This window comes from Mesorhizobium sp. LSJC280B00, from assembly GCF_000502835.1.
GTDB lineage: Bacteria > Pseudomonadota > Alphaproteobacteria > Rhizobiales > Rhizobiaceae > Mesorhizobium.
Window position 1 is genome coordinate 1 of record NZ_AYVL01000029.1, and the last position, 14,958, is coordinate 14,958.

General features: G+C 59.5%; 6 protein-coding genes, 9 pseudogenes and 1 other annotated feature. Of the genes and pseudogenes, 8 read left to right on the plus strand and 7 right to left on the minus strand.

The features are described 5' to 3' along the window. Nucleotides 1-460, minus strand: a pseudogene (locus X773_RS67720) (response regulator); the annotation flags it as partial. Between the two features lie 79 nt (nucleotides 461-539). Between X773_RS67720 and X773_RS77605 the strand changes: the two are divergent. After that, nucleotides 540-815: an acyl carrier protein gene (locus X773_RS77605; RefSeq protein ID WP_023679571.1), complete on the plus strand. Its 276-nt coding sequence runs from the start codon at nucleotides 540-542 to the stop codon at nucleotides 813-815. A 105-nt stretch (nucleotides 816-920) separates the two neighbouring features. Here the strand turns inward: X773_RS77605 and X773_RS67730 are convergent, their stop codons facing one another. The 3 genes and pseudogenes from X773_RS67730 to X773_RS67740 all read right to left on the minus strand — a co-directional run bounded on the left by X773_RS67730 (nucleotide 921) and on the right by X773_RS67740 (nucleotide 2,531). Further along, complete coding sequence (locus tag X773_RS67730; protein WP_023679572.1) at nucleotides 921-1,538, minus strand: hypothetical protein; 618 nt, start codon at nucleotides 1,536-1,538, stop codon at nucleotides 921-923. Then, entirely contained in the window at nucleotides 1,538-1,717 is a 180-nt protein-coding gene (locus tag X773_RS67735; protein WP_031194388.1) for a hypothetical protein, read from the minus strand. The genes X773_RS67730 and X773_RS67735 overlap by 1 nt, the downstream gene beginning before the upstream one ends. Next, a pseudogene (locus X773_RS67740) lies at nucleotides 1,714-2,531 on the minus strand (IS6 family transposase). Before X773_RS67740 ends, X773_RS67735 begins: the two are co-directional and overlap by 4 nt. A gap of 278 nt (nucleotides 2,532-2,809) precedes the next feature. On the opposite strand from X773_RS67740, the gene X773_RS67745 reads away from it, so the two are divergent. The 3 genes and pseudogenes from X773_RS67745 to X773_RS67750 form a co-directional block, all read left to right on the plus strand. Next, nucleotides 2,810-3,187 (plus strand): hypothetical protein, encoded by a 378-nt coding sequence (locus X773_RS67745; RefSeq protein ID WP_023679574.1) that lies wholly within the window; start codon nucleotides 2,810-2,812, stop codon nucleotides 3,185-3,187. A 244-nt stretch (nucleotides 3,188-3,431) separates the two neighbouring features. Beyond that, a pseudogene (locus X773_RS0139250) lies at nucleotides 3,432-3,592 on the plus strand (DUF1403 family protein); the annotation flags it as partial. A 44-nt stretch (nucleotides 3,593-3,636) separates the two neighbouring features. Continuing rightward, nucleotides 3,637-4,246 (plus strand): annotated as a pseudogene (locus X773_RS67750) (IS6 family transposase); the annotation flags it as partial. Nucleotides 4,247-4,474: 228 nt separating this feature from the next. Here X773_RS67750 and X773_RS67755 read toward each other — a convergent pair. Next, nucleotides 4,475-6,468: pseudogene (locus X773_RS67755) on the minus strand (potassium transporter Kup). Between the two features lie 503 nt (nucleotides 6,469-6,971). On the opposite strand from X773_RS67755, the pseudogene X773_RS75235 reads away from it, so the two are divergent. Next, nucleotides 6,972-7,871: pseudogene (locus X773_RS75235) on the plus strand (IS3 family transposase); the annotation flags it as partial. After that, nucleotides 7,223-7,339, plus strand: a sequence feature (AL1L pseudoknot). Its footprint overlaps the pseudogene before it by 117 nt. On the opposite strand, the pseudogene X773_RS75240 reads toward X773_RS75235, so the two are convergent. Next, nucleotides 7,850-9,266, minus strand: a pseudogene (locus X773_RS75240) (IS30 family transposase). The pseudogenes X773_RS75235 and X773_RS75240 overlap by 22 nt on opposite strands. Nucleotides 9,267-9,329: 63 nt before the next feature. Here X773_RS75240 and X773_RS67760 point away from each other — a divergent pair. From X773_RS67760 to virD4, 3 genes and pseudogenes are all read left to right on the plus strand, one after another. After that, a pseudogene (locus tag X773_RS67760) lies at nucleotides 9,330-9,611 on the plus strand (integrase core domain-containing protein); the annotation flags it as partial. A 478-nt stretch (nucleotides 9,612-10,089) separates the two neighbouring features. Next, a complete protein-coding gene (locus tag X773_RS67765; RefSeq protein ID WP_023803973.1) occupies nucleotides 10,090-10,683 on the plus strand; it encodes a hypothetical protein in 594 nt (197 codons plus the stop codon). Nucleotides 10,684-10,929: 246 nt separating this feature from the next. Beyond that, nucleotides 10,930-12,675 (plus strand): type IV secretion system ATPase VirD4, encoded by a 1,746-nt coding sequence (virD4, locus tag X773_RS67770; protein ID WP_023679579.1) that lies wholly within the window; start codon nucleotides 10,930-10,932, stop codon nucleotides 12,673-12,675. A gap of 769 nt (nucleotides 12,676-13,444) precedes the next feature. Here the strand turns inward: virD4 and X773_RS67780 are convergent. After that, a pseudogene (locus tag X773_RS67780) lies at nucleotides 13,445-13,938 on the minus strand (winged helix-turn-helix domain-containing protein). Between the last annotated feature and the right edge of the window lie 1,020 nt (nucleotides 13,939-14,958).

The window sequence follows — 14,958 nt, forward strand, 5'->3', positions numbered from 1 at the left end:
GGTAAGCTTGACCTCGCCACGCTCCGCACAGATCAGTCGCCGCTGCTTCACGCTGAGCTTCCAGGCCCCAAAGCGAAATGAGCGCTGCTCTCTGGTTCGCGGACTAGAAATGCGCTGGCGTAGCGCTACTCGAATGCGGGCCAAGAATTCGCGCATCCCGAAAGGCTTGGGAATGAAATCGGTTGCGCCGAGCTCCAGTGCAACCACTTTTTCCGCCTCATCAAGCCGGTCGCCGCTGATCACTATGATAGGAACATCCGATTTTGTCGCCAGATTGCGGACGATCGCAAGTCCATCCTCCCGGCCTAGGTTAAGGTCAACAACCACGAGATCGACTGGCTCACGTGAAAGAACATAGTCAAACTGCTTGCTATCGTGGACTGCGGTTACCTTCAGGGCATGCATCGGCGATGAGGCGCCGCATTGCGGCATCATCGTCAATGACAAGAACATGTTTCAACGGCACACCTCGTTTTGGGGGTTGCGCCCCGATCAGGGTTGCATTACCTGAATCTGCAAGCAAAAGGCATGTATTAGTGATGACATTACTTGAAATTGAACAACTGGTTCTCAAAACCCTCAACGCTCTAGTTGCCGAAAAAGTAGAGGTGTCGATGACAACCAGAATGCGGGATCTCGGCCTCGACAGCCTCGACTATAACGAGCTTGCTACGGCGATCGAGAGCCGACTTGGCTGGTTTGTCGACGATTACAAGCTCTGGCAATACGAGTCCGTAAGGCATGTCGCCGACGCCGTCGCCAGTCAGGAGTTGCGCACCGCGGAACCACCAGCAGTGCGGCAAGTGCTGGAGTAGTGCTGTAGGCACAGGTTACGGTGAGGGCAGCTTGGGCGGCGGTAGCTATTGCCATTGCTCCGCTGTGGTTTCTATTCGTGACTGGTGTGTTTGAGAACTGTTGGGTCAGCCCGGTCCATGTCGCAGTGCCGATGCCCCCTTGGTGGCGTTGCCCGCAATTGCGATCGCTGCGCCCAGGGCACCAATGCTGACGGTCGTTGTCAGGCCACCCGTTGAATTGTTGTCAGAGGCAACAGTGCCCACCACACCATCCCAATTGGTGGTCGTATAGACCGACATGTAGTCACGGAACACGCTCTCACTATACGTGGTCACGATCGTTGCCGTCGTACCGGTTGGCACGAGGGCTGACCACACTGACAGATAGACCACACCAGAATTGAAGATGCTTTCCACCTGAGCGAGAAGGGTGGCAGCCACACCCCCAATCGTCATACTGTTGACGGTCACTGCACTTTCGGTGTCAGTGGTCTCAGTTGTCACGATGACACGACGATTAGCGTGTGGCGCGACAAGAAGCGGAATGCTGGTGTGGGTGTAAACGGTCGTGGCAGTCGAGTCTTCGTGAGTGCCATTGAAGACCAGATCTATCGGGAACATTTTCTCCCAGACGCCCGAGCTGCGCACATAGACCTGTCGAGCCTTGGTCCAGAGGCTTGAGATTTTCACCCATACGGCGCTGGCCGCCCCCCAGACCCCGGAGGCTTTGACGTAAAGGGCCATTACGGCTGCACCCAGAAATCACCGTCCACGCCGCCAGAAGGGGCAGCGGCCGAGATCGTGACGCTGCGATTTGCCATCGTGCCGACGCCGAGAAGCGCCTTGGTCTGGGCAATGGACTGCGGTCGACGATAATTGTCCCCGGTGCCGTCACTCGACACGCGACCGACGAAGCTCGTCACAGCGTCGGCACCTGTGGCGTAGGTCGAGCGGTACAAACGCGTCGTGATATCACCAGCGCCATCGCGCTGAGGCGATGAACATGTATGGCGAGAGCAGAACGTTTGGGGCGGGGCGGGACGAAGAGGTTGCGGAGGGCTGACAAGGTCGAGACGAAGCGTTGCAGGCCTCCCGGCGATCGGACCCNGGGACGAAGAGGTTGCGGAGGGCTGACAAGGTCGAGACGAAGCGTTGCAGGCCTCCCGGCGATCGGACCCCTGCATCATCCGCTCCCGTTTTCGCGGCGGCACATGGGAATTCTCCGCTCTGTTGTTCAACCCCTTGTGCGACCGGTGCTCGACGTCCGGCATCATCTGTCGCTTTGCCGCTCCATACGAGCGCAGCTAGTCGGTGATCATGCGCTTCGGCGCGAGCCCCTGCTTCTTCAACAGCCGCGTCAGCAAGCGCTTGGCGGCCTTGGTGTTGCGGCGGTTTTGCACGATTTCGTCCAGCACATATCCATCCTGGTCGACGGCGCGCCACAACCAAAGCTTTTTGCCGGGCGATGGTGACGACCACTTCGTTCAGGTACCAGACATCATTCCGGCACGGCGGCTTGCGGCGCAAGCAGCGAGCGCAGTCCAGCCCGAACTTGATGCCCCACCGGCGACTTGTCTCATACGAAACCACGATGCCGCGTTCCAGCAGCATTTCCTCAACCAGGCGCAGGCTCAGCGGAAACCGGAAATAAAGCCAGACCGCGTGGGCGATAATAGGCGGCGGAAATCGGGGGGCGTGTAGCTGACGGCGGGCGTATTCATGCCCCCCGGCGTCCATGTCGCAAATCTTGACGATTGCTTTGTGTGTCAAGCCCGCCGCAGTCTCAACGCGTTCATATGCAGACATTGTGAAAATCGCCCTATTCCGCCTTTTTTTACCGCCCCTTAAGTCCCCCGCTCGCATGCTTGTCGATGCCATTGAACTCATAGCCATCGGCCAAGGATTTTGGAAAATATGTTTCCGCTCGCAGCAGAAAACGTGAGAGTCGCTGTAGGCCTAACGTTAAGGGGAGAGAGCGGTTTGATTGGACGAAATGGGTACCGGAGTACCGAGTCATGAAGCCACGAGGTAATCTGGTCCGACTGAAGCAATTTCAGGTGAATGAGAAGCGGCGACAGTTGCACCAGCTAGACATCATGATTGCCGATTTCGAACGCATGGCGCGAGAACTGGACTTCCAGTTAAACGCCGAGGAAACGAAGGCCGGCATCTCCGATGTCAATCATTTCGCTTATCCGACGTTCGCCAAGGCCGCTCGCCTACGTCGTGACAACGTCAAGAATTCGCAATCGGACCTTCTGCGGCAGAGAACCGCAGCCGAGCCATGCCTCGCCGAGGCTGAAGCAGAGCTCTCCAAGGCGCAAATGCTAGAATCGCGCAGCGGCAGAGGCCACGACCTCGAACCCGGCAACCGAAGCGCCATGATCGGCTGAGCCGGATGGCTTCAGCGCGCCTCATTCGCGACACCCGACTGGCCGTTGGCGCGCGAGAGGCGTGCGGGCACTGTAAAGATATCAGCGTCTTGATGCAGCGATAGCTGGTCGGGACGGCTGTCATGCTGCGGCGACATACGCGATTTTGTTCCAGATTTGCATGGCGGCGTTACGCAGGTATTGGGGGAAAGTGGAACTGGTTGGCAATCGGATCTCGGTGGAAACGAACCGCTGCCGGCGGACCGGCGCCTGGCGGCAACGCCTGGCGCTTTCGGCGGCGGAGGTAACGGCAAAGCAGGCTGGCCGCGTCGAGGATGAAGCGGCACCTGCGCGATGCCGTTCTGCTCAGGGCCGGGAGACGGGGTCGGCCCCGCCGGCCGGATGCTGCTCGCTTGGCGCGGCATCGTAAAGTCAACCGACAGCTTATGAAGATGTGCGTACATTGGGCCATGTCAGAAGTTGCTGGTGATCCGCTCTATGGTCGCCACCGCTTTCCCGCCGAGATCATTGCGCACGCGGTATGGCTCTACTTTCGCTTTCCGCTCAGCCTGCGCATGGTTGAGGACATGCTGGCGGCCCGCGGCATCATCGTCACGCATCAGACCGTTCGAAGCTGCGCGGAGAAATTCGGACGGCATTTCGCCCAGGAGATCAATATCAGCCGGCTGCCTGGGTGACAAATAGCATCTCGACGAATGTGTCGTGGCTATCAGTGGCAAGAAGCAGTGGCTCTGGCGTGCCGTCGATCAGGACGGCTTCGTCCTCGAAGTGCTGGTACAAAGCCGCCGAAATGCCAAGGCGGCAAAGCGTCTGATGCGCAAGTTGCTGAAAGCTCAAGGGCGGACACCACGGATCATGATCACCGACAAGCTCCGATCCTATGATGCCGCCATGCGCGACCTCATGCCCGGCGTCGAACACCGGTCGCACACAGGCCTGAATAATCGAGCGGAAAATTCGCACCAGCCGACCCGACGACGCGAAAGGATCATGAAACGCTTCAAGTCGGCACGCCAGCTTCAGCGGTTCGTTTCCATCCATGATCCGATTGCCGACCTGCTCACTTTCCCTGCAATGCGCTGTCATCGGCTCAACATCGAGACCTGCGTAACGCCCCCATGCAAATCTGGAACAAAATCGCGTGTGTCGCGACAGCGTGACAGCCGTCCCGGCCAGCTATCGCTGCATCAAGCCGCTGAAACTTACAGTGCCGGGCGCGCTGCTACCTGAATTTCCTTACCGCTCAATCAATGTGACAGCACCGATTCTTCTCAACCGCGGCATGCCCTAAATCGTCACTTGCGTTCCGATCTCGACGACGCGTCCGGTCGGGATCTGGAAGTACTCCGTCGCGTCGGCCGCCGTACGCGCCAGGCCGATGAACAACCGGTCCTGCCACACCGGCATGCCGGAATTGGGCGAGGCCTTGAGCGAACGCCGTGACAGGAAGAACGAGGTCGTCATGATGTCGAACTTCCAGCCCTGCTTGCGGCAGATCGCCAGCGCGCGCGGGATGTTCGGCTGCTCCATGTAGCCGAAGGTCAGCGTCACCCGCATGAACAGCTCGTTGACCGTCTCCATCTTGACCCGGTCGCTGTCGGGCACCACCGGTTGCGGCGCGGTCACCACCGAAAGGATGACGTTCTGCTCGTGCAGCACCTTGTAGTGCTTCAGGCTGTGCATCAGCGCGGTTGGCGCGCTGAGTGGATCGCTCGTCAGGAACACGGCGGTGCCGGACACCAGCTGCGGCTTTTTCTTCAGGAGATTGCCGGCGAGGAAATCGAGCGGGATTTCGTTGCGGCGGGTCTTGTCGAACAGATAGCGGCTGCCGCGCACCCAGGTCCACATGGCCAGCACAATGGTGAAGGCCACCGCCAGCGAAGCCCAGCCACCCTCGAACACCTTGACGATGTTGGAGGCAAAAAAGCCGACATCGATGAAGCCGAACAGCGCCGTCATGGCGACCGCCACCCACAGCCGCCATTTCCAGATCCGGGTCATGACGACGAACAGCAGCACCGTCGTCACCAGCATGTTGCCGGTCACCGAGATGCCGTAGGCCGATGCCAGCCTGCTGGACTCACCGAAGCCCACCACCAGCAGCATCACCGCCAGCGCCAGCAACAGATTGACGCGCGGCATGTAGATCTGGCCCGACTGCCGTTCCGAGGTGTGCAGGATTTCGAGGCGCGGCAGCATATTGAGCTGCACCGCCTGCCGGGTCAGCGAGAAGGCGCCGGAGATGACCGCCTGGCTGGCGATGACAGTCGCGGCCGTCGCCAGCACGACCATCGGGATCAGCGTCCAGCCTTCGTTCATCTCGAAGAATGGATGGCCGACGACGCCGTTCTTGGCCAGCACGAAGGCGCCTTGCCCGGCATAATTGAGCAGCAGGCAGGGAAACACGATCGCCAGCCAGGCCAGCACGATCGGCTTTCGGCCGAAATGGCCGAGATCGGCATAGAGTGCTTCGGCGCCGGTGACGGCGAGGAAGATGGCGCCGATGGTCACGAAAGCGACGTCGGGCGAATTGATCAGAAACGCGACGATGTAGTGCGGGCTGATCGCCCACAGGATTTCCGGATCGGCGATGATGTGGTTGAGCCCGGAAAGGCCAATTGCCAGGAACCACACCGCCGTCACCGGGCCGAACACCAATCCTACCCCGCTTGTGCCGAAGCGCTGCACCGCAAACACCATGGCAAGAATGACCAGTGTCAGCGGCACGACATAGGGCTGGAAGGTCGGCGTGACGACATTCATGCCCTCAACCGCCGACAGCACCGATATCGCCGGTGTGATGACGGCATCACCGAAGAAAAGCGATGCCCCGACGATGCCGATGCCGAGCATCAGCGCCGAGCGCTTGGGGAAACTGCCGCGCGCCAGCGCCATCAGCGACAGCACGCCNTGCCGATGCCGAGCATCAGCGCCGAGCGCTTGGGGAAACTGCCGCGCGCCAGCGCCATCAGCGACAGCACGCCGCCCTCGCCGCCGTTATCGGCGCGCAGCACGAACATGATGTACTTGATGGTGACGATGATCGTCAGCGACCAGATGATCAGCGACAGCACGCCGAGGATATCGCCGCGCTCGGCGACATTGCCGCCCGACGACGCCACCAGCGCCTCACGGAACGCGTAGATCGGGCTGGTGCCAATATCGCCATAGACAACGCCGAGCGCGCCCAGCATCAGCACCTTGGGGCTTTGCTGTTCGATTGCCGGATGGCTCGACTGTTCGACGGGTTCTGCCTCGCTACCAGTATTGGTAAGGACCATGGACGACACTCCGATAAGGGGCGGCCCTCTACCTTTGCTGCACTGCAATATCAAGTGCCGCGAGGTAATGGCTCCGTATGCGGACCGCATTTGTTGCCGCACCGGCGGATTGTCTCATACGAAACCACGATCCCGCTCCCGGGCCATTTCCTCGACGAGACACAGGCTAAAGGGGACCTGAAGGAGGGCCAGACCGGATGGGCGATGATCTGCGGCAGGAAACGATGGCGCTGCTTGTAGCTGACGGCATATCTTTCTCCTTTGTGTGTCTGCCAGACGAGCGGGCGGGCACGGAAGTGGTCGCGCTCTGGCTGCCAGACATACTCGTCCAACCTGATGAAAACCTGACTTGTACACCCAGCCCAAACAGGTGCGAGGGGTCGGTCTATTACCAAAGGCTCTGAGGGCTGATTCTCTAGGGTTCCCGCCCAGATTGATCCGTGACCCTTGTTGTGTGCCGCCCCGGGTTGATCGGAGGCTCCAACTCCTGAGAAGGTGGAACCATGACAAGCAAGGCGACCAACAAGTTCTCTCCCGAGGTCCGGACCCCCCGCGGTGCGGCTGGTTCTGGATCACGAACGCGAGCATACGTCGCGGTGGGCGGCGGTTTCATCGATCGCCGCCAAGATCGGCTGCAAGAAAGCCGAGCGTGACGGCGGCGTGCGCGCCGGAGTTCCCACGGATGCTGCGACGAAACTGAAGGCTCTGGAACGCGAGAGCCGCGAGCTTCGCAGGCCAACGAGAGCAAGGCTTCCGCGTATTTTGCCCAGGCGAAGCTCGACCGCCGGTTCAGGCCACGATCGCGTTCATCGACGATCACCGCAAGGCGCATGGGGTTGAGCCGATCTGCAAGGTGCTGCCGATCGCCCCGTCGACCTACCACGACCATGTCGCCAAGCGCGTCGACCCCTGCCGGCTGTCGGCTCGGGCAAGATGGGATACAGCCTCGAAGGATGAGGTCCGACGGGTTTGAGGCGAACTTCCGCGTCTACGGCATTCGCAAGGTCTGGCGGCGGTTGCGTCGCGAGGGCTTCGAGGTCGCCCGCTGCACGGTTGCCCGCTTGATGAAGGCCATGGGCCTCGAAGGCATCGTCCGCGGCAAGCCGATGCGCACTACGGTGAGCGACAAGGCCGCACCTTGCCCTCTCGACCACGTCAACCGCCAGTTCCATGCTCCGGCGCCGAACATGCTGCGGGTCTCCGACTTCACCTGCGTCGCGACCTGGACGGGCTTCGTCTATGTCGCCTTTGTCATCGACACCTATGCCCGTCGGATCGTCGGCTGGCGGGTGAGCCGGACGGCGCATGCAGCCTTCGTTCTCGATGCCCTGGAACAGGCTCTCCATGATCGGCGGCCCGCGCGGGGAGGCGGGCTCATCCATCACAGCGATAGAGGCAGCCAAGGCGGATTCAACCGGATCGTCGCAACACCGGCATCATACTGTCCCCCAAGGAGCTGGTCGAGGAGTTCGGCAGGTGTTTTCCAGCCGAGCGTTTTGCGCGGTCTTGTGTTGATAGCATGGGCAACTGCGTCCAGTTCCCGGGCTGTGTGCCGACTGAGATCCGTGCCCTTTGGAAAGTACTGTCTCAGCAAGCCATTGGTGTTTTCGTTGGAGTCTCGCTGCCACGGGCTTGGGGATCGCAGAAGTAAATCTCGAGCCCGGTGTCGATGCGCAGGTCGGCTGCTGCGCCATTTCCGCTCCATGGTCCCAAGTCAGCGACTGACGCAGCTGCTCGGGAAGTTTGCCCATGGATCGGGCTATGCTCTGCGGACTGCTTCAGCGCCGTGGCCGGCAAGTGGTGGACCGTTCTTGATGCGCAGGCTCTGCTGATAGCCATGCATGCGCGGCAGGTGAAGCACGCATTGTGAAGCGTGAACTTCGTTCCACGAGCGTACCGATCGCCTAGCTTCCGAGGCCAAGGACGAGGTCGCCTTCCCAATGTCCGGGGACAGCCCGATCGGCAATTTCGGCCGGACGGTCGCTTATTATAAGGGCGTCTCCAATGAAGGACTTGTTGCGAACTCGGGCCCGTTCGCGCGGTACGCGCAACGCTCGGCCTGAACGCAGACATGCGGTCAGTCCTCGGCGCAATGCTCCGCGTCCTTGAATGTACAAGGACTGATAGATCGTCTCGTGGCTGATCCGCATGGTTTGATCCTCTGGGTAATCGATCTGAAGCCGATTTAGCGATCTGCTCGGGGCTCCAGGCTGCCGACCACCTCCGGCTCTGTCGTTTTTTCCATACCCACCTTGGGGCCCTCGAATGAGGCGCCATTGGGGTTGGTGACTTTGCCGGCCAAGCGCTCCTCAACATATTCACGCAGAGCCGGATTGACCGCCAGCTTGCCAGGAGGCCGCCGGGACTCACGATCGGCGTGCCATTGGGCGGCACTGGCCGGTAATCCAGATTGCCGCTGCGCGTCGCGGCATTGCGCCTGACCTCCCGCGAGATTGTGCTCGGCGGCCGACCTAGCTTACGAGCAATGGCCCGGATGCCGATTCCCTTGGCAAGCTCAAGCGCAATATCCTCGCGCTCCCGAAAGAAAGATATCGCCCCGAAGGCGGCTTCGCCCACGGCGCCAAATGCGTTGGCGGCATCCCTCCTGCACTCCGAAACCAGCGCGGACCAAGAGGCGTTGATGTACCGGCATCCAGTGCGGCCTCCTCGCTCGAATGTCCCAAGGCAATAGCTTGCCAGAACCGGAAGCGATTCTCACGCTGCCAGGCAGGCGGACGCCCGGGCGAATCTAGCTTCTTTCGAGTGCACCGATCTGAAGCGCGTTGGTGAACCGTCATTGCAACCTCCAATCCCTTGGTGTTGCGACGACCGGTTGAATCCGCCCAACACGTCAGCATTCATACACCGAGCGCTTGGCGGAGGCCGGCGTCGAACCCGCAGTGGGCAGTGTCGGCGACTCTTTCGATAATGCTCTCGCGGAAACGATCAACGGTCTTTACAAGGCCGAGGTGATCCATCGACGCGGACCCTGGCGCTCATTCGAGGCCGTCGAGTTCGCCACGCTCGAATGGGTCGACTGCTTCAACAATCGCTGGCTGGTGGAGCCCATCGGCAACATCCCGCCGGCCGAAGCCGAGGAACGCTACTACGCCATGTTGGATGAACCAGCCATAGCCGCGTGACTCAAACGAAACGGCCTCCGGAATGCCCGGGGCAGTTCACATCGCATTTGATGCCAGCTTCATCGTATTTTCTTCGGCTTGGACGGGCACTTGGCAGACCCACAGAGCTGGGAACCCTTTGCCATACTACAACTGTAACATCATATCGGTTTAGCAGGTCAAGCTTCGGTGGTAACCTCATTGGGTAGAATAACTACTTTGGAGGCGAGCAATGGATCGCGATAACAAACGGGCACGTGCAGCTGCAAGATCATCTCAAGGCGTGGGGAGCAGTAGCCTCCGTGATGTTCCAGAGGGGCCATTGAGCGATGTTGCAGAACGGCTGGTAACCGCTAACCCGCGCGATACAGCGCGAAATCTTGGGGGCTTTAAAGACCTCGGGACGCACGAGCGAACAGCCGTTCGGGGCACTCAACCCGGGCCAGAAACTGACCTCGCGAGATTTGAAAGGCGGACCAATCAGCTTGGACGATCAGCCATGGATCTGGCCGAGAAATTAACAGCCGGATTGGGGTACAGCCCGGATGACGTAGCATTGCAGCAAGTCAGAGCGGTCAGTACTGTATGCCATTACCTAACGCCAGGGATGCAAGATGCTATTGTTAATCGCATTGGCAACATGGAGCCGTCGTCGCAAGCTCTCGGAGCTTTTTACGTTGCGCCAAACTTCAGTAAGTTTAATGACGAAAATAAATCTCGCATTCTTGATCAGGCCATTGGATTGGCTTCTGATCCGGATGGCCACGTCAGAGAGATAGCATTCAATGCTATTTTCACCGCGTATCACCAGCTCGACGCAAATCAACAGGCCCAAGCTCACTCAGTTCCCGGCATGCAAAACATCTTGCCGCACATGCCGCCGCCGCAGCATGCAGCAGAGGAACGGAGTGCGAATCTGGACGGCCACATAGCAGGTATTGAGGCTGCAGTCCGTGATACAGTAGGCCCGCAAACCTCCTATGAACAGCTGCAGCGGGGCGCTCAAGTCGGGCAGTCCATAAGCCACACCTTCAATCACGCCCGAGAGGACCTAATGGAGGCCACCAGAAGCAGAGATCGCTCCGGCCGTTGAGGTCTCGGCCATGGTACAGTGACGCTTTCTCTCCCGAATCCGTTTACGGCCTTGCCGTTTCCAATTCGCTGGCCGTTGACGTACCTGCTTAGTGTAACTTTCAAAAACCACGTCTGCCGGGTGATGCGCTGCAAGCATCGCACCACCCGCTGCGGCATCGATCTGTCGAGCGGCGACATCGCGCGACGCCGGTTCGGTCTCTGAAGCACGCGCAGCATTAGCTACGGCTAATCCGGCAATGGAACAATGCTTTCAACAAAAACGACGCCCCCCAACATAGCCATTAGCATCGCGTGCTCACTCGCCGTGGGCTTCTGTGCGGCAAGTCTTTACGCAACCTTCCGCCACGGCGGCAGCGGCGAGGCTCTGATGGCGTTTGATGTCCGTGCCTTTTGGTTTGAGACGCCCTTCTATTTGGGTTTCGCAACCCCCGTTTTCTATCGGGGCGCGGCTATCGTGCTCTCGACGTCCACGGTCGTCTTGCTGATTCAGCAGATCGTATTGCGCCGCAAGCTCGAACACCACGGGACGGCTCGTTGGGCTCGAGTGGATGAAATGCGACGCACGGGATATCTGCGACGATACCGTGGCGTGACAGGGCCGGTGTTTGGGAAGACAAGTGGCCCTTTCTGGCCTGGCTACTACCTGACCAATGGCGAGCAGCCTCACAGCCTCATCGTTGCACCGACCCGCGCTGGCAAGGGCGTCGGCATAGTCATTCCAACGCTACTGACATTCAAAGGCTCGGTGATAGCTCTGGACGTCAAGGGGGAGCTCTTTGAGCTCACCTCGAGGGCGCGCAAAGCCGCAGGTGACGACGTGTTTAAATTCGCGCCGCTGGATTCGGAGCGGCGCACAAACTGCTACAATCCGCTGTTGGATCTTATAGCGCTGCCTCCACAGCAGCAATTCACCGAAGCCCGCCGCTTGGCCGCAAACCTGATTACGGCCAAGGGGGAGGGCGCGGAAGGTTTCGTCAGCGGCGCGCGAGATATCTTTGTCGCGGGAATCCTTGCCTGCATCGAGCGGGGCACGCCAACAATCGGCGCCGTCTATGACCTCTTCGCCCAGCCGGGGGAGAAGTTTAAGCTCTTCGCGCGACTCGCCATGGAGACCCAGAACAAAGAGGCACAACGCATCTTCGACGACATGGCGGGGAACGATACGAAAATCCTAACCTCCTACACTTCCGTGCTCGGCGATGGCGGGCTCAACCTGTGGGCGGATCCCGCTGTAAAGGCGGCTACAAGTCGCTCGGACTTTTCGGTCTATGATCTTCGCCGTCGCAGAACGTGCATCTATCTTTGCGTTGGTCCGAACGACCTTGAGGTGATCGCGCCTTTGATACGCTTGTTTTTTCAGCAAATCGTTTCAATTCTGCAGCGGTCGCTGGCCCGCCGGGATGAAAAGCACGAGGTTCTCTTCCTGCTCGATGAGTTCAAGCACTTGGGTAAGCTGGAGGCGATCGAGACCGCAATCACGACTATCGCGGGCTACAAGGGGCGTTTCATGCTCATCATCCAAAGCCTTTCGGCACTGACGGGGGCTTATGGAGAGGCTGGCAAGCAGAATTTTCTCAGCAATACCGGACTGCAAGTGTTCATGGCCACGGCTGATGACGAGACTCCGAACTACATTTCCAAGGCCATCGGTGAATACACGTTTGAAGCCAAATCGATTTCCCACAGCCAGGCGCGAACGTTCGACTGGAACATTCAGAATTCACATCAAGGTGCACCGCTATTGCGTCCCGAACAGGTTCGGCTGCTCGATGACGACTACGAGATTGTTCTCATCAAAGGTCTGCCACCATTAAAATTGAGGAAGGTGCGTTATTTCTCGGATCGCATTCTGAAACGCATCTTTGAAAGCCAGACAGGCGCCCTCCCGGAGCCGGCGCCCTTGATGGGAGCAGAGGAGGCGCTCTCCGCAGAATCTCAACTCGATGACCCGCTGTGTGAATTGGCGCAGGACTTTGACGATACAGTTTGATGTGAGGCTAGTATGGACCCGCGAAATAGTAATCCATCCCGTGTAACAGGTTTGTCGCAGGTGCAGGACGCCGGCTTGGAAGACGGGCAAGCGGTCCAGGCCCGGCGAGTGGGCTTTGAGCAGCACGTGTCCGAGGCGCTCCGGCCGCTGTTCGATGGTCGAGCTGACGAGCCGCCAACCGATCCAGAGGAGCTTCTGCGACTGGAACAGGGGGTTTCGCGAGGTGCTTCAGCGAGGGCAGGATCATCAAGCCGCCTCGTCTTTTTTCAGCAACCCAGGGATGCCCGCTGGACGGGATGACCTCAACAGAAGCGTGTCGGAGGCTTTCGCAAGCTCTGGGACGCCGGAGTTCGGGCCGCCGCCCCCAGTCTTGGCTGCCAGCCAACAGCAGATCCGCCCTTCGCCGGATGAGCTTGACCAGGGCCACCACCTGCCACCCGAGTGAGTCGTCCCAACAATGAACATTCACCAGCGCTGTTGTGGCCAGCGGAGACGCAGAGGGCCCTGAATACGCCGCAAGCCGTCGCCATTCAGCAGCAGCTGAGCGAAATCGGCAATTCAGGCGGCCGCGTGCATATGCAGAGAGGGGCTGATGCGATCTCCGGACCGGTAGCTCTCGCCGTAATTGATCAGGCTGGTACTGTTGGAAGGCTTGATCAGCCTCGTCACCCCAATCTCNAGACCGGTAGCTCTCGCCGTAATTGATCAGGCTGGTACTGTTGGAAGGCTTGATCAGCCTCGTCACCCCAATCTCCAGCATAGCTCACTGTCACGCGGCCAACGTGCCTCCGTAGCTAACATCTACGTCAGCGTTGAAGAAGTACCCTGCGCCACGGGATGTTTTGACCAGGCGAGGGTTGGCCGCATCAGCCTCCAGCTTTCGGCGCAAGCGCATGATTAGGACATCGATACTTCGATCGTACACCTCTTCTCCACGCACACGGCTCGCGAGCAAAAGCCGTTCTCTGGATAGCACGTTGCGGGGGTTCTCCAGAAATGCGATCAAGAGATTGAACTCACATGCGGTAAGCTTGACCTCGCCACGCTCCGCACAGATCAGTCGCCGCTGCTTCACGCTGAGCTTCCAGGCCCCAAAGCGAAATGAGCGCTGCTCTCTGGTTCGCNGACTGGCTCACGTGAAAGAACATAGTCAAACTGCTTGCTATCGTGGACTGCGGTTACCTTCAGGGCATGCATCGTGAGATACTCGGCGATGAGGCGCCGCATTGCGGCATCATCGTCAATGACAAGAACATGTTTCAACGGCGCACCTTCAATCTTGAATCCCCTTGTCTAAACCTGTTGCCGAGCAACCCTGGGGCACCGACCCAGAACAGCTGCTCCTTGATACCACTCGCCGTTGCGTGCGGCCAATGTGAGGCCGTGCTCGTCCTGTTCTTTTCATCCCCAGCGAATTGACCGCACCAAGGCAGCCCGTGGCCACCAGACAGGTCCAAGCGCCGACATGACCCTGCCGTGTGGTCCTTCGCTTTTTCGCTTCGAGCTCCCCCGTTGGTGCAGGCCTGCCAATATCACTCAAGTTCGACCTCATGGATGCCAAGTTTCCTGCTATGCCGTTGCATCCTGGTCATCCTGGAGTTTGCGGACCTGGATCATCTCGATATCCTCCGGCTCGTGGATCCAGCTCGGACATGGTTGAGCAGCGCGGCGTTTGGCTTGATCGGAGAGGCGGTCGGCGGAAAAAGACCGTGATTCGCTGCAGCGGCCTTGTGCAAAATAGTGTGTCTCCTGCCAAGCCGGCTTCGTCCAAGGTGGCCGGCGGCCTCAAATGCTGTTCGGCGACCGGCAGGTCGCCGGTTGCGGTGAACGTCCGGGCTAACATTTCTCAGTTACTGCAACTCCTCCATCTTGAGCGTGTCACTATGCTTGTCCATTGCGCCGTCGGACTCCGTCAATGACGTGCGGTTATCTGCCGATGGGACTGTGCATGATCCACCCTTTGGCGGCGGCGGCCGAACAGCTGAACGAGGCTCGCACCAGGATGGGCTGCGCCGCCACGTCTTCCCAGTTGACCCTCGCCGCCGCGGATTTGCGCCTTCGAGCCAGCTTCACGGACGAGCTCGCGTCTCAAGCAATGATCTGAGTGTGCAGGGCCGCGCATGGCTGCTCTTTAAGGACCGGCAGCATACCGGCAAAGTTGGGCCGCTTTATCGCCTTAGTCGATTCCCCACGGTGATCCCGAGCCTGAACAAGCCCGCCAAGCTCCCCATTTTGTCCTTGGCTTGGCGCTGACAGAAGTACCATCCATGACGCCAAAGTCGC